Source organism: Microbacterium sp. PI-1 (assembly GCF_004337555.1).
In the GTDB taxonomy this organism is placed as follows: Bacteria; Actinomycetota; Actinomycetes; order Actinomycetales; family Microbacteriaceae; genus Microbacterium; species Microbacterium aurugineum.
Genome location: NZ_SJYZ01000001.1, coordinates 306,595 through 327,180, shown reverse-complemented (window position 1 = coordinate 327,180; position 20,586 = coordinate 306,595). Strand labels below are relative to the sequence as shown.

The following is a 20,586-nucleotide window of genomic DNA, read 5'->3' as shown; positions in this document are numbered from 1 at the left end:
GACCGTGGATCTGCCCCGCGCCCCGCGCATCAACCCGAGTATCCTCGCCGCCGATTTCGTGAACATGCAGGCGGATCTCGCCCGGATCGCCGCCGCGGACTTCGCCCATGTCGACGTGATGGACAACCACTTCGTGCCGAACCTGACGTTCGGCCCGCAGATGGTCGAGCGGATCCAGGCGACCAGCCCCATCCCGCTCGATGTCCATCTGATGATCACGGAGCCGGAGCGGTGGGCACCGGAGTACGCCGAGATCGGTGCCGCGAGTGTCACGTTCCATCTGGAGGCCACGTCCGACCCCGTGGCGCTCGCTCGCCGACTGCGTGACATCGGATCCCGTGCGGGTGTCGCGGTGAAGCCGGCGACGCCCGTCGACTCATTGTTCGAGATCCTCGATGAATTCGACCAGATCCTCGTGATGACGGTCGAACCGGGCTTCGGCGGTCAGAGCTTCATGCCGGAGACGATGCCCAAGCTCGAGGCGCTGGCGGCAGAGGCGCGTCGGCGGGGCTCCCGGGTCTGGCTCCAGGTCGACGGAGGCATCTCCGATCGCACGATCGAGATCGCCGCGGCGGCCGGCGCCGACACCTTCGTCGCCGGATCGGCCGTGTACGGGGCCGATGACGTCGAGGCGGCCGTCACCCGGCTGAGAGACCTCGCCCGAGCCGCTAGCCTGGAAGCGTGAAGACTTTCGACGAGCTGTTCGCCGAGCTCAGCGTCAAGGCAGAGACCCGCCCTGAAGGATCGGGCACGGTCGCCGAGCTCGACGGCGGCGTGCACACGATCGGCAAGAAGATCGTGGAAGAAGCCGCCGAGGTGTGGATGGCGTCGGAGTACGAGTCCGACGCCGCTGCCGCCGAGGAGATCTCCCAGCTGCTGTACCACGTCCAGGTGATGATGCTCGCGAAGGGGCTCAGCCTGCAGGACGTCTACCGACATCTGTGATGCGCTCCGTTCCGACCTCCTCGAACTGAAAGCCATCCATGCTGCGCATCGCTGTTCCCAACAAGGGCTCCCTCTCCGAGACCGCCGCCGAGATGCTCGCCGAAGCGGGCTACGCCGGGCGTCGTGATCCCAAGACCCTCCATGTCGTCGACGCCGAGAACGACGTCGAGTTCTTCTTCCTCCGACCCAAGGACATCGCGACCTACGTCGGCTCCGGCGCCATCGACGTCGGCATCACCGGACGCGACCTCCTGCTCGACGCGCGGATGCCCGGCGCGCGCGAGATCGAGGCGCTCGGGTTCGCCGGCTCCACATTCCGCTTCGCTGCACCGACGGGGCGTTACACCGACGTGTCGGAGCTCGACGGGCTGCGCGTCGCTACCTCCTACCCGGGCCTGGTGGATGCGTTCCTCGACGAGCGCGACATCGCGGTCGACCTGGTACCCCTCGACGGCGCGGTCGAGTCCGCGGTCCGACTCGGGGTCGCCGATGCGGTCGCCGACGTCGTCGAGACCGGGACCACACTGCGTCAGGCGGGTCTCGATGTGTTCGGCCCCGTCATCCTGGAGTCGGAGGCGGTGCTCATCGCCGGGCCGGTCGATGCGGACGGTGCGGAGACGCTGCTCCGCCGCCTGCGTGGCGTGATGGTCGCACGACGGTTCGTGATGATCGACTACGACCTCCCGGTCGCGCTCCTCGACGACGCCGTGAAGATCGCCGGAGGCGTGGAATCGCCGACCGTCTCCCCGCTCCGCGACCCCGAGTGGGTGGCCGTGCGCGTCATGGTCGCGCGCTCGCGCGTCAACCCCGTCATGGATGCGCTCTACGCCCTGGGCGCGCGCGCGATCCTGGTGACGGCCATCCACAACGCGAGGCTGTGATGACTCTCGCCAGTCGTGTCATCCCGTGCCTCGATGTCGCCGCCGGTCGCGTCGTCAAGGGCGTCAACTTCGAGAACCTGCGGGACATGGGTGACCCTGTCGAGCTGGCACGGCACTATGCGGCACAGGGTGCTGACGAGATCACCTTCCTCGATGTGACCGCGACGGTCGACGCCCGGGCGACTACTTACGACGTTGTGCAGCGCACCGCCGAGCAGGTCTTCGTGCCGTTGACCGTGGGCGGGGGAGTGCGCACCGTGGAAGACGTGGCCCGACTGCTCTCGGTCGGTGCCGACAAGGTGGGCGTGAACTCCGCCGCGATCTCGCGCCCAGACCTCATCGGAGAGATCGCGGACCGCTTCGGCGCCCAGGTGCTCGTCCTGTCCCTCGACGTGAAGCGCGCCCCCACCACGTCCTCCGGGTTCGTCGTCACGACGCACGGCGGTCGCACGGAGACGACGCTCGATGCACTCGACTGGGCTCGTGAAGCCGTCGATCGAGGAGCCGGGGAGCTCCTCGTGAACTCCATCGACGCCGACGGCACGCGAGACGGTTTCGATCTCGAGCTGGTGCGCCTGATGCGTGAGGTCGCGTCGGTGCCCGTGATCGCCTCGGGCGGTGCGGGGAAGGCCGCCGACTTCGCTCCGGCCATTAAAGCGGGAGCCGACGCGGTCCTGGCGGCGAGTGTGTTCCACACCGGCGCGCTCACGGTCGGCGACGTCAAGGATGCGCTCCGCGCAGAGGGAGTGGTGATCAGATGACCACCGTGGACGAGCGCATCGCGCAGGTCGACTTCAATCCGGACGGTCTCGCCCCGGTGATCGTGCAGCAGTGGGACACGCGAGAGGTCCTCATGCTCGCGTGGGTCGACGCGGAGGCCCTGCGACGCACCCTGACCTCCGGCCGCGCCACGTACTGGTCGCGTTCACGTCAGGAGTACTGGCGGAAGGGCGACACCTCGGGTCACATCCAGGTCGTGCGCGAAGCGCGGCTCGACTGCGACGGGGACGCCATCCTGCTCCTCGTGGCGCAGCACGGTCCGGCCTGCCACACGGGTACCCGTACCTGTTTCGACACGACCGATCTCGGCGCCGTGGTGGGGGAGGAGCAGTCGTGACACTCGCGAAGCGCGGTCGCTCGATCTCGGTGTCCGGCTTCCTGCTCGCCGGCGCGATCGGCATCATCTCCTCGACCCAGACCTGGTTCACGGTCGAGCGCGCGGATGCGGGAGAAGCGATCCTCGTGCCCGGCGCGTCCGCCCTCGTTCTCCTCGCCCCGCTCAGCCTTGCGGTTCTCGCCCTCGGTGCGGCGCTCTCGATCGCCGGCAAGGCGGTCCGCTTCGTCTTCGGAGTGCTGGCGGCCGTGACAGCACTGTTCCTCGGCTGGTCGACGCTCCAGCTCCTGCTCACCGAGCCGTTCGGCGCCGTCGCCGCCACCGTGACCGAGGTGACGGGTCTGGCCGGTGGCGCGGCGGTCCACGAGACGGTCTCGAGCATCGTGCCTTCCGCGTGGCCGTACATCGCGCTGGTCGGCTGGGCGATCCTGCTGGTCGCGTCCGTCGTCGTCCTCGTGACCTGGCGCGGATGGAAGACGGGCGGACGGCGGTACCGCACCGATCGCGTCGACGTCGCCCACGATGGGCCTGTGGATGCCGTCGATTCGTGGGACGAGCTGTCCCGCGGGACCGATCCGACTCGTTGACCCCGATAGACTGATTCCGAACTGCACGTCGTCCCCCGGAGGAGAACATGACCAACCCGATCGCCGATCCCGGCCACGGACATTCGCCTGCCGCCTGGACCGCCGTCGTCATCATGCTGGTCGGCGTCGCCGCCGCCACTGTCGCGTTCTGCTTCGAGCAGCCGGTCCTCGTGATGATCTCGATCGCTCTCGTTCCCATCGGCGCGATCATGGGCTGGGTGCTGGCCAAGGCCGGCTATGGCGTGAAGGGTCCGAAGTACGCTCCGAAGGCGCACTAATGGTCCTCGCCGACCTGACGGCCGGCGCTGTCGCAGACGCTGAGCGTCGCGCCTCATCGCGCCCGTTGGCCGCCGTGGAGCGCGATGCGCTCGCGCGTCCCGCCGCGAAGGACGCGCTGGCGTTCCTCGCGCCGGCCGATCGTGTGAAGATCATCGCCGAGGTCAAGCGCGCGAGCCCCTCGCGCGGCGCTCTCGCGGAGATCCCCGACCCGGCGCTCCAGGCATCTCTCTACGAAGAGGGAGGCGCCTCGGCGATCAGCGTGCTGACCGAGGAACGTCGATTCGGGGGGAGCCTCGCCGACCTCGAGGCGGTCACCGCCAGGGTCTCGCTGCCGGTGCTGCGCAAGGACTTCATCGCCACCCGCTACCAGGTCCTCGAGGCCCGTGCCGCGGGCGCCGATCTCGTCCTCCTCATCGTCGCCGGTCTCGACGCCGAAGTGCTTCGCGACCTCTTCGGGTTCATCACCGAACTCGGCATGACCCCCCTCGTCGAGACGCATTCGGCCGAGGAGCTCGAAGCCGCCATCGACCTCGGTTCTCCGCTGATCGGTGTGAACGCGCGTGATCTGAAGACACTCGAACTCGACCGCGACCTGTTCGGTCGCCTGGTGGATCGGATCCCGGACACCGCGGTGAAGATCGCGGAGTCCGCAGTGCTCACCCCCGAAGACGTCGCGCACTACCGCTCCGCCGGCGCCGACGTCGTCCTGATCGGCGAGGCTCTCGTCACCGGCGACCCCGTCGCCACTCTCACGCGTTTCCTGGAGGCATGATGAGCCTGCGCGACCAGCACGGTCCCTTCTTCGGCGAATTCGGCGGGCGTTACATGCCCGAGTCGCTCATCGCCGCGATCGACGAGTTGACCGTGGCGTACGAGGCGGCGATCATCGACCCGGATTTCCGGGCTGAGCTCGCGCACCTGCTGAGCTCGTACGCCGGGAGGCCGTCCGCGATCACCGAGGTGCCGCGGTTCGCCGAGCACGCCGGTGGGGCACGCGTCTTCCTCAAGCGGGAAGACCTCAACCACACGGGTTCGCACAAGATCAACAACGTCCTCGGACAGGCGCTGCTGACCAAGCGGCTCGGCAAGACCCGTGTGATCGCCGAGACGGGCGCTGGACAGCACGGCGTCGCGACCGCCACCGCTGCGGCGCTGTTCGGCTTGGACTGCACGATCTACATGGGTGAGGTCGACACCGAGCGTCAAGCGCTCAACGTGGCCCGCATGCGCCTGCTCGGTGCGGAGGTCGTTCCGGTGACGTCCGGTTCCCGCACGCTCAAGGACGCGATCAACGATGCCTACCGCGACTGGGTGGCGTCGGTCGAGACCACCAACTACATCTTCGGCACCGCCGCAGGACCGCACCCCTTCCCGGCGATGGTCCGCGACTTCCAGAAGATCATCGGCGAGGAGGCGCGTGCGCAACTCCTCGACGAGGTCGGACGGCTCCCCGATGCGGTCCTCGCGTGCGTGGGCGGCGGGTCGAATGCGATCGGCATGTTCGATGCGTTCCTCGACGATGAGGGCGTCGCCCTCTACGGCGTGGAGGCGGCGGGCGATGGCGTCGACACCGAGAAGCACGCGGCATCGATCGAGCGTGGGCGGCCCGGTGTGCTGCACGGCGCCAAGACCTACGTGCTCCAGGATGAGGACGGCCAGACCATCGAGTCGCACTCGATCTCCGCAGGGCTCGACTATCCCGGTGTCGGCCCGGAGCACGCCTGGCTCGCGGACATCGGCCGCGCCGAGTACATCCCGGCGACCGACGACGAAGCCATGCAGGCTCTGCGTCTACTGAGTCGGACGGAGGGGATCATCCCCGCCATCGAATCGGCTCATGCCCTCGCCGGTGCGCTGCGCGTCGGGCGCGAGCTCGGTCCTGACGGACTCATCGCCGTGTGTCTCTCGGGTCGTGGCGACAAGGACATGGACACCGCAGCCCGCTACTTCGAGCTCTACGACCAGGCCGCTCTGGCCCACGAAGTCGCGGAGGAGAGCGCCGAGGAAGAGCTCGCATCGAAGGGGGAGCCCCAGCTATGAGCCGAGTCGAACAGGCGATCCAGCGCGCCCAGGACGCCGGCCGCAGCGCGTTCGTCGGCTACCTGCCCGTCGGATTCCCCGACCTCGAGACGAGCATCCAGGCGGCCATCGCCCTCGCCGAGAACGGCGTCGACATCATCGAGCTGGGGCCGCCGTACAGCGACCCGGTGATGGACGGCGCGATCATCCAGGAGGCGACCACCACGGCTCTGGCTGCGGGCTTCCGGATGGCCGACCTCTTCACGGCGATCCGCGCCATCACGGCTGCGACCGATGTGCCGGTCCTCGTCATGACGTACTGGAACCCGGTCATGCAGTACGGCGTCGACCGGTATGCGGATGACCTGCTCGCCGCGGGCGGCGCCGGACTCATCACGCCCGACATCACGCCCGATGCCGCGGGGGAGTGGATCGCCGCGAGCGAGCGGACGGGCCTCGACCGCGTGTTCCTGGCTGCGCCCACCTCCTCCGACGAGCGGCTCGACCTCGTCGTGAAGTCGTCCACCGGGTTCGTGTACACCGTCTCGACGATGGGTATCACGGGCGAACGCGCCGAACTCGACCGCGCCGCACGCACCCTCGTCGGACGCCTGCGCGCGCACGGCGCCCGACGCGCGTGCGTGGGCATCGGCATCTCCACGGCCGAGCAGATCGCCGGGGTGTCGGAGTACGCCGACGGTGCCATCGTCGGCACAGCCCTCGTCCGTGCCCTGCGTGACGGCGGCGTCCCCGCCCTCGCCGAGGTCACCCGCAACCTGGCAGCCGGCACCTCGTCGGCGCGCCCCGATCACGAGAACTAGAATCGCACTCATGTCACTCGCGCTCCACAGCACCTTCACCGGTGTGCTCGCCAGCATCCCGAGCCCCCCGGTGTCCTACTTCGACCTCGGGCCCATACGGATCCACTTCTATGCGCTGTGCATCATCGCGGGCATCATCGCCGCGACGCTGCTGACCAACCACCGTCTCACCAAGCGCGGTGCGGAGCCGTGGGTCGTGATCGACATCTCGATCCTGGCGGTGCCCCTGGCGATCATCGGCGCCCGGATCTTCCACGTACTCACCCACCCGAACGACTACTTCGGCGAGGGCATCAACACCTGGAACCCCTTCCAACCGGGCTCGGTGTGGGCCATCTGGGAGGGCGGTATCGCGATCTTCGGTGCGCTCATCGGTGGCGCGATCGGTGCGTATCTCGGCTGCCGCTGGACCGGCATCCGGTTCTGGACGTTCGCCGACGCTCTGGCCCCAGGGCTGCTGCTGGCGCAGGCCATGGGACGCTTCGGCAACTGGTTCAACCACGAACTCTTCGGCCTCCCCACCGACCTGCCGTGGGGGCTGGAGATCGAGTCCACGAACTCCGCGTTCCCTCCCGGTCTTCCCGAGGGCACGCTGTTCCACCCGACCTTCCTCTACGAGGTGCTGTGGAACGGGCTGGGCGTCATCGTCCTGCTCTGGCTCGGTCGCAAGCTCTTCTTCCAGTGGGGTCGCCTGTTCGCGATGTACCTCATCTGGTACAGCGCGGGACGCATCGTCTGGGAGTCGATCCGCATCGACCCGAGCGAGATCATCCTGGGGCTGCGCAGCAACGTCCTCGCGGCCATCATCGGCGTCCTCGTGGGTCTCGCGATCCTCATCGTGCAGACGCGTCGCCACCCCGGTCTCGAGCCCTCGCCGTATCAGCCGGGCCGCGAACGGACCGACGCGGACGCTGATGTACAATCGCAGAACAATCCCTCTGACTTCGTAGACGTGAGCGAGCCTCCGACCGAAGAAGTCACCGCAGGAGCCACCGCCACAAGCACTGCTCCCACGAGCGAGGACGGCTCTCGATAACGCCGCCTCGTGGCGGGAGAACCATTGCACTGAACGAGCGGGCCGACGTCGTCCCCGGGTTTCACTCGACGATCTGAGGACGGTAACTGGTGTACTTCCAGCCCCCTTACGGCGCCTCCGGCGCATACCCCCCGAAGCAGGGCATGTACAACCCGGCGTTCGAGAAGGACGCCTGCGGCCTGGCCATGGTCGCCACGCTGCGCGGCGAAGCCGGGCACGACATCATCGCGTTGGCCCTTCAGGCTCTTCGCAATCTGGAGCACCGTGGTGCCATCGGTTCCGACGCCGGAACCGGAGACGGTGCGGGCATCCTGACGCAGATGCCCGATGCGTTCCTCCGCGCTGTGGTCGGCTTCGAGCTGCCGCCGGTGGGCGAGTACGCCGCGGGGCTGGCGTTCCTGCCTCGCGATTCGAGCGAGCGTCGTCAGCAGAAGGCCGGGATCGAGAAGATCGCCCGCTCCGAAGGACTCCGTGTCCTCGGATGGCGCGATGTCCCTACCGCCAACGAGAACCTCGGCAAGCTCGCCGATGAGGCGCGTCCCGCCTTCGAGCAGCTCTTCGTGAGCGCCGGGGGAGCGACCCACGCCGATGCGCCGCTCACGGGCATCGCCCTCGACCGTGTCGCCTACCGCCTGCGCAAGCGTGCAGGTCACGAACTCGGCGCGTACTTCGTCTCGCTCTCGGCCCGCACGCTCGGCTACAAGGGCATGGTCACGACGCTGCAGCTCGAACCGTTCTACCCCGACCTGCAGGACGAGCGTTTCGCGTCCGAGCTCGCGGTGGTGCATTCCCGGTACTCCACGAACACCTTCCCGTCATGGCCGCTCGCGCAGCCGCTGCGGATGCTCGCGCACAACGGTGAGATCAACACCGTCGGCGGGAACCGCAACTGGATGCGTGCGCGCCAGTCGCAGCTGGAATCGGAGTTGCTCGGCGACATCGATCCGCTGCTGCCGATCTGCACCGATGGCGCGAGCGACTCCGCCTCTTTCGACGAGGTGCTCGAGCTGCTCACACTCACCGGACGGAGCCTGCCGCACGCCATCATGATGATGGTTCCGGAGGCTTACGAGAAGCAGACCGACATCTCGCCGGAGCTGCGTTCGTTCTACGAGTACCACTCGAACCAGATGGAGCCGTGGGACGGTCCCGCTGCCCTCATCTTCACCGACGGTACGCTCGTCGGCGCCACACTCGACCGCAACGGTCTCCGCCCGGGACGGTGGACGGAGACGACCGACGGTCTGGTCGTGATCGGCTCCGAGACCGGTGTGCTGCAGTTCGAGCCGGAGCGCATCAAGCGTCGCGGCCGACTGCAGCCCGGAAAGATGTTCCTCGTCGACACGGCTCAGCGTCGCATCGTCGAGGACAGCGAGATCAAGCGCGACCTCGCCACCATGCACCCGTGGCAGGAGTGGCTGGATGCCGGCGCCGTGCGTCTCGCCGAGCTGCCGGAGCGCGAGCACATCGTGCACCCTCCGGCCTCGATCACCCGCCGTCAGCGGACCTTCGGATACACCGAGGAAGAAGTCCGCATCCTGCTCACCCCGATGGGTCAGACCGGCGTCGAGCCCCTCGGTGCCATGGGCTCCGACACGCCTATCGCGGTGCTCAGCAAGCGTCCGCGACTGCTCTTCGACTATTTCACGCAGCAGTTCGCACAGGTGACGAACCCGCCGCTCGACTCGATCCGTGAAGAGGTCGTCACGAGTCTCAAGCTGGGTCTCGGGCCCGAGAGCAATCTGCTCTCCTGGGGGCCGGAGCACACCCGCACCGTGTCGCTCGATTTCCCCGTGATCGACAACGACGAGCTCGCGAAGATCCGTCACATCGACAAGGCGATGCCCGGCCGGTCGAGTGTGACCATTCGCGGCCTCTACCACTTCGATGCGGGTCCCCAGACCCTGCAGGACCGTCTCACGGAGATGTGCGCGGAGGTCGACGAGGCGATCGAGAACGGCGCCGAGTTCATCATCCTGTCGGACCGCGACTCGAACAAGGACCTCACCCCGATCCCGTCCCTGTTGATGGTGTCGGCGATCCACCACCACCTCATCCGGCGTGAGAACCGTATGAAGGTCGGGCTCATCGTCGAAGCCGGAGACGTGCGTGAAGTGCACCACGTCGCGACCCTGATCGGTTACGGCGCATCTGCCGTGAACCCGTATCTCGCGATGGAGACGGTCGAGCACCTCGTACGCACCGGCTACATCAACGGCATCACGCCCGAGAAGGCGGTCAAGAACCTGATCTACGCCCTCGGCAAGGGCGTGCTCAAGATCATGTCGAAGATGGGCATCTCCACCGTGTCGTCCTACGCGGGCGCTCAGGTGTTCGAGGCCGTCGGCCTCAGCCAGGAGTTCATCGACGCCTACTTCACGCGCACCGAGTCCAAGCTCGGCGGTGTGGGCATCGAGGAGATCTTCGCCGAGAACCAGGCGCGTCACGACTACGCCTATCCGGAGGACGCGGCGGCGCGTGCGCACGAGCGTCTGTGGACCGGTGGCGAGTACCAGTGGCGCCGTGACGGCTCTCCGCACCTGTTCAACCCGGAGACAGTGTTTAAGCTTCAGCACTCGACCCGCACGCGTCGCTACGACATCTTCCGGGAATACACGAAGCTCGTCGATGAGCAGGCGGCAGAGCTGAAGACGCTGCGCGGGCTGTTCACGCTGCGCACCGGCACCCGCAAGCCCGTCCCGCTGGACGAGGTCGAGCCGGTGTCCGCGATCGTCAAGAGGTTCTCGACGGGGGCGATGAGCTATGGGTCGATCTCCCGGGAGGCGCACGAGACGCTCGCGATCGCCATGAACAGGATCGGCGGGAAGTCGAACACCGGTGAAGGCGGTGAGGATCCGGATCGCCTGGTCGACCCGGAACGCCGCAGCGCGATCAAGCAGGTCGCCTCCGGACGTTTCGGTGTGACCAGCCTCTATCTCACCGAGGCGGACGACATCCAGATCAAGCTCGCTCAGGGGGCCAAGCCCGGCGAGGGAGGACAGCTGCCGCCGACCAAGGTCTACCCCTGGGTCGCCCGCACCCGTCACGCAACGGCCGGTGTCGGTCTCATCTCGCCACCGCCGCACCATGACATCTACTCGATCGAAGACCTCAAGCAGCTGATCTTCGACCTGAAGCGGGCGAACCCCGAGGCGCGTATCCACACCAAGCTGGTGAGCCAGTCGGGCATCGGTGCGGTGTCGGCGGGTGTCGCCAAGGCTCTGAGCGACGTGATTCTCGTCTCCGGCCACGACGGTGGAACTGGAGCGAGCCCGTTGAACTCGCTCAAGCACGCCGGCACGCCGTGGGAGCTCGGTCTCGCCGAGACCCAGCAGACGCTCATGCTCAACGGCATGCGGGACCGTGTCGTCGTGCAGGTCGACGGTCAGCTCAAGACCGGTCGTGACGTGATCATCGGTGCGCTGCTGGGCGCGGAGGAGTTCGGTTTCGCGACGGCGCCCCTCGTGGTCAGCGGCTGCATCATGATGCGGGTCTGCCACCTCGACACCTGCCCGGTCGGCGTCGCGACCCAGAACCCGGTGCTGCGCGAGCGCTTCACAGGAAAGCCGGAGTTCGTCGTGAACTTCATGGAGTTCATCGCCGAAGAGGTGCGCGAACTCCTCGCCGAGCTGGGATACCGCTCTCTCGACGAGGTGATCGGGCGCGCCGATCTCATCGAGGTGAACGCCGCCGTGGAGCACTGGAAGGCAGAGGGTCTCGACCTGACACCCGTGCTCGAAGGCCCGGCCTTCCCGGCGGGCGAGCCGCGTCGCAGCGGCCGCGCGCAGGATCACGAACTCGAGAAGCACTTCGACGTGCAGCTCATCGACATCGCGAAGGGGGCGCTGCTCAACGGCGAACCCGTCGTGGCGGAGCTGCCCATCGCGAACACCGAGCGTGCCGTGGGGACGATGCTGGGGCATCAGGTCACGTCACGCCACGGCGCCACAGGCCTCCCCGAGGGAACCATCGACGTCACGCTGCACGGCACCGCGGGGCAGTCGCTCGGCGCGTTCCTGCCGCCGGGCATCGTGCTGCGGCTCGAAGGCGACGCGAACGACTACGTCGGCAAGGGGCTGTCCGGTGGGGACATCACGATCCGCCCGCCTCGCGGGTCCTCCATCGCTCCGGAGGACAACGTGATCGCCGGAAACGTGATCGGCTATGGCGCGACGTCGGGGACGATGTTCATCTCCGGTGTCGTCGGCGAACGCTTCCTCGTCCGCAACTCGGGCGCGACCGCCGTCGTCGAGGGAGTGGGCGACCACGCGCTCGAGTACATGACGGGTGGTCTGGCCGTGATCCTCGGCTCGACCGGCCGCAACTTCGGCGCCGGTATGTCCGGGGGAGTGGCCTACGTGCACGCCCTCGACACCAGCAAGGTGAACGCGCAGTCGCTCGGGAGTGGAGAACTGCGGCTCGAACCACTCGATCGCGCAGATCTCGAGGTGCTGCGAAGCCTGTTGGTCGCGCACGCCGAGCGCACGGCCTCACCACGGGCCTCCGCACTCCTCGAGAACTTCGATGACGTCGCCGCGGAATTCGTGAAGGTGCTTCCTCGCGACTTCGCCGCGGTGCGGAGCATGCGCGAAGAAGCACTGGCCGAGGGGATCGACCCCGACGGCGACATCGTTTGGAACCGCATCCTGGAGGTGACCGGTGGCTGACCCCAAAGGCTTTCTGAAGGTGACCGAGCGGGAACTTCCCGCACGACGTCCGGTGCCTGTGCGCATCATGGACTGGAAAGAGGTCTACGAGCCGGGCGACAAGCAGGTCCTGCGTCGTCAAGCCGGACGCTGCATGGACTGCGGCGTGCCGTTCTGTCATCAGGGATGCCCGCTCGGCAACCTGATCCCCGAGTGGAACGACCTCACCTGGCGCGGTGAGGGCCGCGCGGCGATCGAGCGCCTGCACGCCACGAACAACTTCCCGGAGTTCACGGGGCGGCTGTGCCCCGCGCCCTGCGAGAGCTCGTGCGTGCTCGGCATCAACCAGCCGGCGGTCACGATCAAGCAGATCGAGGTCTCGATCATCGATGAGGCCTTCGCCAAGGGGTGGGTCGAGCCGGAGCCGCCCGAGCGCCTCACGGGAAAGACGGTCGCCGTCGTCGGATCCGGCCCCGCGGGTCTCGCTGCCGCCCAGCAGCTCACCCGAGCCGGGCACACGGTCGCGGTCTTCGAACGGGACGACCGCATCGGCGGCCTGCTGCGCTACGGCATCCCGGACTTCAAGATGGAGAAGACGCAGCTCGAATCGCGCCTTCGCCAGATGCAGGAGGAAGGCACGCGTTTCCGCGCCGGCGTCGAGATCGGCAAGGACATCTCCTGGCCCGACCTGCGTGCCCGCTACGACGCCGTCGTCATCGCGACGGGGTCCACGGTTCCACGTGACCTCGCCATCCCCGGCCGTGACCTCGACGGGGTGCACTTCGCCATGGAGTACCTCGTCGAGTCCAACCACGCGGTCGCGGGCGACAAGGTCACCGACCAGATCAGCGCGGAGGGCAAGCACGTCATCGTCATCGGCGGTGGAGACACCGGAGCGGACTGCATCGGCACCGCGCACCGTCAGGGCGCTCTCAGCGTCACCAACCTGGCGATCGGCATGCAGCCGGGCGACGTCCGTCCGGACCACCAGCCGTGGCCGATGATGCCGACGATCTTCGAGGTGTCGTCCGCCCACGAGGAGGGTGGAGAGCGGGTGTACCTCGCGTCCACCGTCGAGTTCCTCGGAAACGACGTCGGTGAGGTGCGTGCGCTGCGCGTGGCCGAGACCGAGTACGTCGACGGCCGCCGCGTCCCCAAGAGCGGCACCGAGCGAGAGATCCCCGCGGATCTGGTCCTGATCGCGATGGGCTTCACCGGACCCGAGCAGGAGGGATACACCGAAGACACGCTTCTGCAGGTCACCGACCGTGGCGCCTTCCGTCGCGACTCGTCGTACGAGTCGACGGTTCCCGGAGTGTTCGTCGCCGGAGACGCCGGTCGCGGTCAGTCGCTCATCGTGTGGGCCATCGCCGAGGGTCGCGCCGCTGCCGCGAACGTCGATCGCTTCCTGATGGGCACCACCGTGCTTCCCGAGCCGGTGCGACCGAGTGATGTCGCGATCGGTCTCCAGCCCGCGTAGGCTGAGGCCGGCACCGTCGCCTGATTTACATCCCCCATTTCTACCCTGGAGTATCTGTTGAGACGCGCGAAAATCGTCGCCACCTTGGGCCCCGCAACTTCCACGTATGAGACGGTGCGCGCACTGATCGATGCGGGGGTGGACGTCGCGCGACTGAACCTCAGCCACGGCGACTACTCGGTCCACGAGAACAACTACGCGAACGTGCGTCGTGCCGCAGAGGATGCCGGCCGGGCCGTCGCGATCCTCGTCGACCTGCAGGGGCCGAAGATCCGCCTCGGCAAGTTCGAGGACGGGCCGTACGAGCTCGCCAAGGGCGACATCTTCAAGATCACGACCGAAGACATCATCGGCAACAAGGAGATCTGCGGCACGACCTTCAAGGGCCTCCCGCAGGACGTCAAGCCGGGCGACTTCCTCCTGATCGACGACGGCAAGGTCCGCGTCGAGGTCGTCGAGACCGACGGCGTCACGGTGACCACCAAGGTCATCGTCGCCGGTGCCGTCTCCAACAACAAGGGCATCAACCTCCCCGGTGTCGCCGTCAACGTCCCCGCTCTCAGCGAGAAGGATGAAGACGACCTGCGTTGGGGACTGCGCATCGGCGCCGATCTGATCGCGCTGTCGTTCGTGCGCAATGCCGCCGATGTGACCCGCGTTCACGAGATCATGGCGGAAGAGGGCGTCAAGGTTCCCGTCATCGCCAAGGTCGAGAAGCCGCAGGCCGTCGACGCACTGGAAGAGATCGTCGACGCGTTCGATGCGATCATGGTCGCCCGTGGTGACCTGGGCGTCGAGCTTCCGCTCGAGGCCGTGCCGATCGTGCAGAAGCGCGCCGTCGAGATCGCTCGCCGGATGGCCAAGCCGGTGATCGTCGCGACGCAGATGCTCGAGTCGATGATCAGCAGCCCGGTTCCCACGCGTGCCGAGACCTCGGACGTCGCGAACGCCGTCCTCGACGGTGCGGATGCCGTCATGCTCTCCGGTGAGACCAGCGTCGGCGACTACCCGGTCGTGGTCGTCGAGACCATGGCACGGATCATCGCCTCCACGGAAGAGCACGGCTTGGAGCGCATCCTGCCGCTGACGACCAAGCCCCGCACGCAGGGAGGCGCGATCACGCTCGCTGCTCTCGAGGTGGCGGAGTTCGTCGAGGCGAAGTTCCTCTGCGTGTTCACGCAGTCCGGGGATTCCGCGCGTCGTCTATCGCGTCTGCGTTCACGCATCCCGATGATCGCGTTCACCCCGGAGCCGGGAATCCGTCGCCGCATGGCTCTGACTTGGGGCATCCGCTCCACCCTGGTCGACATGGTCCAGCACACCGACCTGATGTATCACCAGGTGGACGAGTATCTGCTCGGCAACGGTCTCGCACAGGAGGGGGACAAGGTCGTCGTGATCTCCGGTTCCCCTCCCGGAATCGTCGGATCGACCAACGACCTGCGCGTGCACAAGGTCGGCGACGCGATCCGCGGCGCGGCACCGATCTACAAGGCCGGCGTCTGACATCGCGCATCGAGGGGGCGGAGCTTCGGCTTCGCCCCCTCTGCCGTGCGATCCGGTAGTTTTCCCTCATGGGTCCGCATCGTCTTCCGAGGAGCACGTCATCGGCGCGCTGAGGAAGGCGGGGTGGTGGTGCGCGGACTACGCGTACGCGGGGTTCTGGCAGCTGCGCGCGATGTTCGACCGCACGGATCCTGCGTCGTTCACCTCCGGGAGCGGTGCACGGATCGTCGTCCTTCCCGGCGTCTACGAGACGTGGAAGTTCATGCAGCCGCTCGTCGCGGCGATGCATGAGCGAGGCCATCCGGTCCAGGTCGTCGACACCCTCCATCGCAATCGACGTCCGGTGGTGGAGATGGCGCAGAGCGTCGGGGACTTCCTGGAGCGCCATGACCTCACGGATGTGATCCTGGTCGCCCACAGCAAGGGCGGGCTCGCGGGCAAGCTGGTCATGACGGGACCGGCGGCCGGCCGTGTGCGCTCGATGCTGGCGATCGCGACACCGTTCGGCGGTTCGAGCTATGCCCGTTTGATGCTCTCGCGGACGCTGCGGGAGTTCGCCCCCGACGACCCGGGAATCGTCAGCCTCACCCAGAGGCGGTCGGTGAACGATCGGATCGTCTCGATCTACGCGGAATTCGACCCGCACATCCCGGAGGGCAGCGAACTCGTCGGTGCCAAGAACGTCCGCCTCGACACCGGAGGCCATTTCCGGATCCTCGCGCATCCCCGGGTACTCGCCGAGCTGGCTGTCCTCGCCGAGGAGCACTGAGGGCTCTCTTCATCAAACGGTGCCGGCGGTGGGACTCGAACCCACACGCCCTTTCGGACAAAGCATTTTGAGTGCTCCGCGTCTGCCATTCCGCCACGCCGGCTCGTGTGTCGCGTCTACGACTTTAGCGCAGCATGAGAGCCGGATTCTCCGCGCCGACCGCCTGGGGCCTGCGAACAGGGGCTCTCCACTAGGATGGTTGTGTGACAGAGCAAGAAGAGCAGGCTGAGCAGCCCACGTCATCCGCACCCCGACGCGTCGTCGTCGCTGAAGACGAGTCGCTGATCCGTCTCGACATCGTCGAGATCCTTCGCGACAACGGCTTCGATGTCGTGGGCGAGGCGGGGGATGGAGAGACCGCGGTCGCTCTGGCGACCGAGCTCCGACCGGACCTCGTCATCATGGACGTCAAGATGCCGCAGCTCGACGGCATCAGCGCCGCGGAGAAGCTGCACAAGGGCAACATCGCGCCGGTCGTCCTGCTCACAGCGTTCAGCCAGAAGGAGCTCGTCGAGCGCGCGAGCGAGGCCGGTGCGCTCGCGTACGTCGTGAAGCCGTTCACTCCGAACGACCTTCTGCCCGCGATCGAGATCGCGCTGGCTCGCCACGAGCAGATCATCACGCTCGAGGCCGAGGTCGCCGACATGGTCGAGCGCTTCGAGACCCGCAAGCTCGTCGACCGGGCCAAGGGTCTGCTCAACGAGAAGATGGGCCTGAGCGAACCTGAGGCGTTCCGCTGGATCCAGAAGGCGTCGATGGACCGCCGTCTGACGATGCAGGACGTCGCCAAGGCGATCATCGAGCAGCTCGCCCCCAAGAAGTAGCGGTGAGCGCCGGCGCGATCCGGCTCGATACCGAGCACATCCTGCGGCCGGTGAGGCGGGGGGATGGGGTTGCGCTCGCCCGTGCGTATGTCGCGAATCGCGAACATCTCGCGCCGTGGGAGCCGACGCGCTCGGAGGCGTTCTTCACCGTCGCCGCGCAGGAGCAGCACGCACAGCTCTGCGTGGAAGACGCGGACGCCGGGCGGAGTCTCCGCTTCGTCATCGAATCCGATGACGGGGAGATCCGCGGTCGGATGAACATCAACAACATCGTCCGGGGGGCGTTCTGGAGCGCTGACCTCGGCTACTGGGTCGATGCCACGCGGCTGCGTCGCGGCCTCGCGAGCCGCGCGGTCGCTCAGCTCATCGAGTATTCACGAACGCAGCTCCGCCTTCACCGGCTCCAGGCCGCCACCCTGCTGCACAACCTCGGTTCCCAACGCGTGCTGATCGGCAACGGCTTCGAGCGCATCGGCATGGCGCCGAAGTACCTCCGCATCGCGGGGGAGTGGCAGGACCACCTGCTGTTCCAGCGACTGCTCGAGGAACCGCTCAGTTCGCGGCGGGAAGGTCCTTGATCATGTTGGTGATGCGGATCGTGGAGCAGCGGCGTCCCTGATCGTCGGTCACCACGATCTCGTGCACGGTGATGCTCCGTCCCAGGTGCACCGGTGTGCACACGCCGGTGACGACGCCCGACGTGGCCGATCGGGTGTGCGTCGCGTTGATGTCGACGCCGACGGCGAGTCGGCCGGCACCGGCATGCAGGTTCGCCGCCATCGAACCGAGCGATTCGCCGAGCACCACGTACGCGCCACCGTGCATGAGGCCGACCGGCTGGGTGTTGCCTTCGACAGGCATCGTCGCGACACAACGGTCGATGCCGAACTCGACGAACTCCATGCCCATCTTCTCGGCCAGGGCGCCCATTCCGCGGGCCGTGGCCCAGTCGAGTCCCTCGCTCGTCGCGACGTCGCTCATGCATCCTCCTCAGCGGGTGTCTGTCGTCCTCGTTAGGCTGACAGGGTGACGGACTCCGCAAAGCCTACCCTCATGGTCGTCGACGGCCACTCGCTCGCCTACCGCGCTTTCTTCGCGCTCCCGGTCGACAATTTCACGACCAAGGACAATCAGCACACCAACGGCATCTACGGCTTCCTCTCGATGCTGGTGAACCTCATCAAAGCCGAGCAGCCGACGCACTTGGCGATCGCCTTCGACACCTCGCGTCACTCGTTCCGCACGGAGGAGTACTCCGAGTACAAGGCCACGCGTTCCGAGTCGCCGCAGGAGTTCAAGGGTCAGATCCCGCTTCTGCAGGACTGCCTCGCCGCCATGTCGATCCCTGTCCTGACGAAGGAGGGGATCGAGGCCGACGACATCCTCGCGACGCTCGCTTCACAGGGCGCCGAGCAGGGCTTCGACGTGCTCGTCGTCTCCGGAGACCGTGACACCATCCAGCTCGTGAACGACGACGTCACCCTGCTCTACCCGTCGGTGCAGGGCGTCTCGCAGCTGAAGCGCTATGACCCGACGACGGTGCAGGAGCGCTACGGTGTGCGTCCCGAGCAGTACCCCGACATCGCGGCCCTGGTCGGCGAGACCAGCGACAACCTGCCCGGTGTTCCGAAGGTCGGGGAGAAGACGGCGGTCAAGTGGCTCACGCAGTTCGGATCGCTCGATGAGCTGATCGCCCGTGCCGACGAGATCAAGGGAGTGGTCGGCGGCAACCTCCGCGACCACATCGACGATGTCCGACGCAACCGCAAGCTCAACCGTCTCCTCACCGATGTCGAGCTCCCGGTCGGGCCCTCCGACCTGGCCGTGGCACCGATCGATGCGCAGGCCGTGCGTGACATCTTCGCCCGGCTCGAGTTCCGCACCCTGCTGCCGCGGGTGTTCGAGGCCGTCGGAGCCGGGGAGGTCGCCGATGACCCGGCGTCGGTCGTCGTGGTGCCCGCACCGGTCGAGACGTCACCGGCGGAGCTGGCGGCCTGGGCTGCCGCGCAGGACGGCGATGTCTCCCTGCGGATCATGACGCAGGGAGGTTCCCCCACACGGATCGGCGCCGCGACTCTCACCGACCTCCGCGAGTCGGATTGGACGGAGAGCGCCGCAGAGGCTCTGCGCGAATGGATCGAGTCCGACGCGCCGAAGGTGCTGCACGATGCGAAGCCGCAGGTGAAGGCCCTGATCCGTCAGGGAATCCGCCTCCGCGGTCTCGCCTATGACACGAGCCTGGCCGGCTGGCTCCTGCGGCCGAGCTTCCCGGACAAGACCCTGTCCGACCTGGTCGAGCGCTATCTCGGCGAGAAGCTGCCCGAGGCCGACCCGTCCCAGCTGGTGCCCGAGACCGAGGGAGCCACACCGTCGCAGGAGGCATGGTTCGCGTTGCGCGTCGCCGATGCGCTGCGTGAAGACATCCCCGAGTCGGTCGCCGCTGTCCTGGTCGACATCGAACTGCCGACCCTGCTCACACTCGCCGACATGGAGGTCGCGGGCGTCGCGGTCTCGCACGAGGTGCTCTCCACGTTCTCCGGCGAGCTCGCCGCTCGCGCCGAGGGACTCGCGCAGGAGGCGTTCTCGGTCGTCGGTCGTGAATTCAATCTCGGTTCGCCCAAGCAGCTGCAGGAGGTCTTGTTCGAAGACCTGCAGTTGCCGAAGACCCGCAAGACCAAGACCGGCTACTCCACCGACGCCGCGGTACTCGCCGACCTGCAGGAGAGCAACCCGCACCCGTTCCTCAGCCTGTTGCTGCAGCACCGTGAGGCCACCAAGCTCCGGCAGATCATCGAGTCCCTCGACACGGCGATCGGCGACGACCACCGCGTGCACACGACGTATGTGCAGACGGGGAGCCAGACCGGGCGACTGTCCAGTACCGATCCCAATCTGCAGAACATCCCGGTGCGTACGGAGGAATCGCGCCGCATCCGGAGCGCGTTCGAAGTCGGCGAGGGGTACGACGCTCTCTTGACGGCCGACTATTCGCAGATCGAGATGCGCATCATGGCCCATCTGTCCGGCGACGAGGGGCTGATCGAGGCCTTCAACAGTGGCGAGGACCTGCACCGGTTCGTCGGCGCCCGCGTGTTCGGGGTCGAGCCCAGCGAGGTGTCTCCGGCGATGCGCACGAAGGTGAAGGCGATGTCCTACGGCCTCGTCTACGGACTCTCGGCGTTCGGGCTCTCGAAGCAGCTGCGCATCGAGCAGTCCGAGGCCAAGCAGCTGATGGTGGAGTACTTCGCACGATTCGGCGCGGTGCGCGACTATCTGCGCGCCTCGGTCATGAAGGCGAAAGAGGTCGGCTACACCGAGACGATCTTCGGGCGCCGTCGGCCGTTCCCCGACCTCGCGAGCCCGAACCGGGTGTTGCGCGAGAACGCCGAGCGCGCTGCCCTCAACGCGCCGATCCAGGGGAGCGCCGCCGACATCATGAAGATCGCGCTGCTTCACATCCACGACGATCTCCGATCCCAGCAGCTGTCCTCGCGCGTGCTGCTCCAGATCCATGATGAACTCGTCGTCGAGGTCGCCCCGGGGGAGTGGGACGCCACGGAGCAGATCGTTCGCGCTCGAATGGGTGATGCCGCACAGTTGTCGGTGCCGCTCGATGTTCAGGTCGGCCGCGGCCGTGACTGGAACGAAGCCGCGCACTGACCTCCGCCGCGGGAGGGGC

The 20,586-nt window shown here is 67.3% G+C and carries 19 protein-coding genes and 1 tRNA gene; 18 read left to right on the top strand and 2 right to left on the bottom strand.

Features of this window, described 5'->3' with window-relative positions; all coding sequences use genetic code 11:
• The first annotated feature begins 4 nt into the window (after positions 1 to 4).
• From rpe to E0W80_RS01500, 15 genes are all read left to right on the top strand, one after another.
• Positions 5 to 685: a ribulose-phosphate 3-epimerase gene (rpe, locus tag E0W80_RS01570; RefSeq protein WP_131491039.1), complete on the top strand. Its 681-nt coding sequence runs from the start codon at positions 5 to 7 to the stop codon at positions 683 to 685.
• Positions 682 to 945, top strand: coding sequence for a phosphoribosyl-ATP diphosphatase (locus tag E0W80_RS01565; RefSeq protein WP_131491038.1), 264 nt, complete (start codon positions 682 to 684; stop codon positions 943 to 945). The genes rpe and E0W80_RS01565 overlap by 4 nt, the downstream gene beginning before the upstream one ends.
• A gap of 38 nt (positions 946 to 983) precedes the next feature.
• The gene (gene hisG, locus E0W80_RS01560; protein ID WP_047519543.1) at positions 984 to 1,826 is read left to right on the top strand and encodes an ATP phosphoribosyltransferase; all 843 of its coding nucleotides are present in this window, start codon (positions 984 to 986) and stop codon (positions 1,824 to 1,826) included.
• Positions 1,826 to 2,587, top strand: a complete 762-nt coding sequence (gene hisF, locus E0W80_RS01555) for an imidazole glycerol phosphate synthase subunit HisF (protein WP_131491037.1) — start codon at positions 1,826 to 1,828, stop codon at positions 2,585 to 2,587. The genes hisG and hisF overlap by 1 nt, the downstream gene beginning before the upstream one ends.
• A complete protein-coding gene (hisI, locus tag E0W80_RS01550; RefSeq protein WP_131491036.1) occupies positions 2,584 to 2,943 on the top strand; it encodes a phosphoribosyl-AMP cyclohydrolase in 360 nt (119 codons plus the stop codon). Before hisF ends, hisI begins: the two co-directional genes overlap by 4 nt.
• Positions 2,940 to 3,527: a Trp biosynthesis-associated membrane protein gene (locus E0W80_RS01545; protein ID WP_131491035.1), complete on the top strand. Its 588-nt coding sequence runs from the start codon at positions 2,940 to 2,942 to the stop codon at positions 3,525 to 3,527. Before hisI ends, E0W80_RS01545 begins: the two co-directional genes overlap by 4 nt.
• 47 nt (positions 3,528 to 3,574) lie before the next feature.
• A complete protein-coding gene (locus E0W80_RS01540) occupies positions 3,575 to 3,805 on the top strand; it encodes an HGxxPAAW family protein (protein ID WP_047519551.1) in 231 nt (76 codons plus the stop codon).
• Complete coding sequence (trpC, locus tag E0W80_RS01535) at positions 3,805 to 4,578, top strand: indole-3-glycerol phosphate synthase TrpC (RefSeq protein ID WP_047519553.1); 774 nt, start codon at positions 3,805 to 3,807, stop codon at positions 4,576 to 4,578. The genes E0W80_RS01540 and trpC overlap by 1 nt, the downstream gene beginning before the upstream one ends.
• Entirely contained in the window at positions 4,578 to 5,846 is a 1,269-nt protein-coding gene (gene trpB, locus E0W80_RS01530; RefSeq protein ID WP_131491108.1) for a tryptophan synthase subunit beta, read from the top strand. Before trpC ends, trpB begins: the two co-directional genes overlap by 1 nt.
• Positions 5,843 to 6,646: a tryptophan synthase subunit alpha gene (gene trpA / locus E0W80_RS01525; protein WP_131491034.1), complete on the top strand. Its 804-nt coding sequence runs from the start codon at positions 5,843 to 5,845 to the stop codon at positions 6,644 to 6,646. The genes trpB and trpA overlap by 4 nt, the downstream gene beginning before the upstream one ends.
• Positions 6,647 to 6,656: 10 nt before the next feature.
• Positions 6,657 to 7,682 carry a prolipoprotein diacylglyceryl transferase gene (gene lgt, locus E0W80_RS01520; RefSeq protein WP_047519559.1) on the top strand — a complete coding sequence of 342 codons (1,026 nt, stop codon included), beginning with the start codon at positions 6,657 to 6,659 and terminating at the stop codon, positions 7,680 to 7,682.
• Between the two features lie 143 nt (positions 7,683 to 7,825).
• Positions 7,826 to 12,349: a glutamate synthase large subunit gene (gltB, locus tag E0W80_RS01515; protein WP_131491107.1), complete on the top strand. Its 4,524-nt coding sequence runs from the start codon at positions 7,826 to 7,828 to the stop codon at positions 12,347 to 12,349.
• Positions 12,342 to 13,808, top strand: coding sequence for a glutamate synthase subunit beta (locus tag E0W80_RS01510; protein WP_131491033.1), 1,467 nt, complete (start codon positions 12,342 to 12,344; stop codon positions 13,806 to 13,808). Before gltB ends, E0W80_RS01510 begins: the two co-directional genes overlap by 8 nt.
• 57 nt (positions 13,809 to 13,865) lie before the next feature.
• On the top strand, positions 13,866 to 15,314 hold the full coding sequence (gene pyk / locus E0W80_RS01505; RefSeq protein ID WP_131491032.1) for a pyruvate kinase: 1,449 nt from the start codon (positions 13,866 to 13,868) through the stop codon (positions 15,312 to 15,314).
• A 172-nt stretch (positions 15,315 to 15,486) separates the two neighbouring features.
• Positions 15,487 to 16,083: an alpha/beta hydrolase gene (locus tag E0W80_RS01500; RefSeq protein WP_240740426.1), complete on the top strand. Its 597-nt coding sequence runs from the start codon at positions 15,487 to 15,489 to the stop codon at positions 16,081 to 16,083.
• A gap of 20 nt (positions 16,084 to 16,103) precedes the next feature.
• Here the strand turns inward: E0W80_RS01500 and E0W80_RS01495 are convergent.
• A tRNA-Leu gene (locus tag E0W80_RS01495) sits at positions 16,104 to 16,186 on the bottom strand.
• A 100-nt stretch (positions 16,187 to 16,286) separates the two neighbouring features.
• Here E0W80_RS01495 and E0W80_RS01490 point away from each other — a divergent pair.
• Together E0W80_RS01490 and E0W80_RS01485 are read left to right on the top strand one after the other, a co-directional pair.
• Positions 16,287 to 16,907 carry a response regulator gene (locus tag E0W80_RS01490; protein ID WP_017830602.1) on the top strand — a complete coding sequence of 207 codons (621 nt, stop codon included), beginning with the start codon at positions 16,287 to 16,289 and terminating at the stop codon, positions 16,905 to 16,907.
• 2 nt (positions 16,908 to 16,909) lie between these two features.
• Positions 16,910 to 17,485, top strand: a complete 576-nt coding sequence (locus tag E0W80_RS01485) for a GNAT family N-acetyltransferase (protein WP_131491030.1) — start codon at positions 16,910 to 16,912, stop codon at positions 17,483 to 17,485.
• On the opposite strand, the gene E0W80_RS01480 is transcribed toward E0W80_RS01485, so the two are convergent.
• On the bottom strand, positions 17,460 to 17,888 hold the full coding sequence (locus E0W80_RS01480) for a hotdog fold thioesterase (RefSeq protein WP_131491029.1): 429 nt from the start codon (positions 17,886 to 17,888) through the stop codon (positions 17,460 to 17,462). The two genes, E0W80_RS01485 and E0W80_RS01480, sit on opposite strands and share 26 nt — an antisense overlap.
• A 45-nt stretch (positions 17,889 to 17,933) precedes the next feature.
• Between E0W80_RS01480 and polA the strand changes: the two genes are divergently transcribed.
• Positions 17,934 to 20,567: a DNA polymerase I gene (gene polA / locus E0W80_RS01475; RefSeq protein WP_205802286.1), complete on the top strand. Its 2,634-nt coding sequence runs from the start codon at positions 17,934 to 17,936 to the stop codon at positions 20,565 to 20,567.
• The last annotated feature ends 19 nt before the right edge of the window (positions 20,568 to 20,586 follow it).

Excerpts from the sequence above, each read along its gene's own strand:
- hisG (WP_047519543.1), top strand. The coding sequence starts at position 984 with ATGCTGCGCATCGCTGTTCCCAACAAGGGCTCCCTCTCCGAGACCGCC.
- hisF (WP_131491037.1), top strand. The coding sequence starts at position 1,826 with ATGACTCTCGCCAGTCGTGTCATCCCGTGCCTCGATGTCGCCGCCGGT.
- hisI (WP_131491036.1), top strand. The coding sequence starts at position 2,584 with ATGACCACCGTGGACGAGCGCATCGCGCAGGTCGACTTCAATCCGGAC.
- E0W80_RS01540 (WP_047519551.1), top strand. The coding sequence starts at position 3,575 with ATGACCAACCCGATCGCCGATCCCGGCCACGGACATTCGCCTGCCGCC.
- trpC (WP_047519553.1), top strand. The coding sequence starts at position 3,805 with ATGGTCCTCGCCGACCTGACGGCCGGCGCTGTCGCAGACGCTGAGCGT.
- trpB (WP_131491108.1), top strand. The coding sequence starts at position 4,578 with ATGAGCCTGCGCGACCAGCACGGTCCCTTCTTCGGCGAATTCGGCGGG.
- trpA (WP_131491034.1), top strand. The coding sequence starts at position 5,843 with ATGAGCCGAGTCGAACAGGCGATCCAGCGCGCCCAGGACGCCGGCCGC.
- lgt (WP_047519559.1), top strand. The coding sequence starts at position 6,657 with ATGTCACTCGCGCTCCACAGCACCTTCACCGGTGTGCTCGCCAGCATC.
- gltB (WP_131491107.1), top strand. The coding sequence starts at position 7,826 with ATGTACAACCCGGCGTTCGAGAAGGACGCCTGCGGCCTGGCCATGGTC.
- E0W80_RS01500 (WP_240740426.1), top strand. The coding sequence starts at position 15,487 with ATGTTCGACCGCACGGATCCTGCGTCGTTCACCTCCGGGAGCGGTGCA.
- E0W80_RS01480 (WP_131491029.1), bottom strand. The coding sequence starts at position 17,888 with ATGAGCGACGTCGCGACGAGCGAGGGACTCGACTGGGCCACGGCCCGC.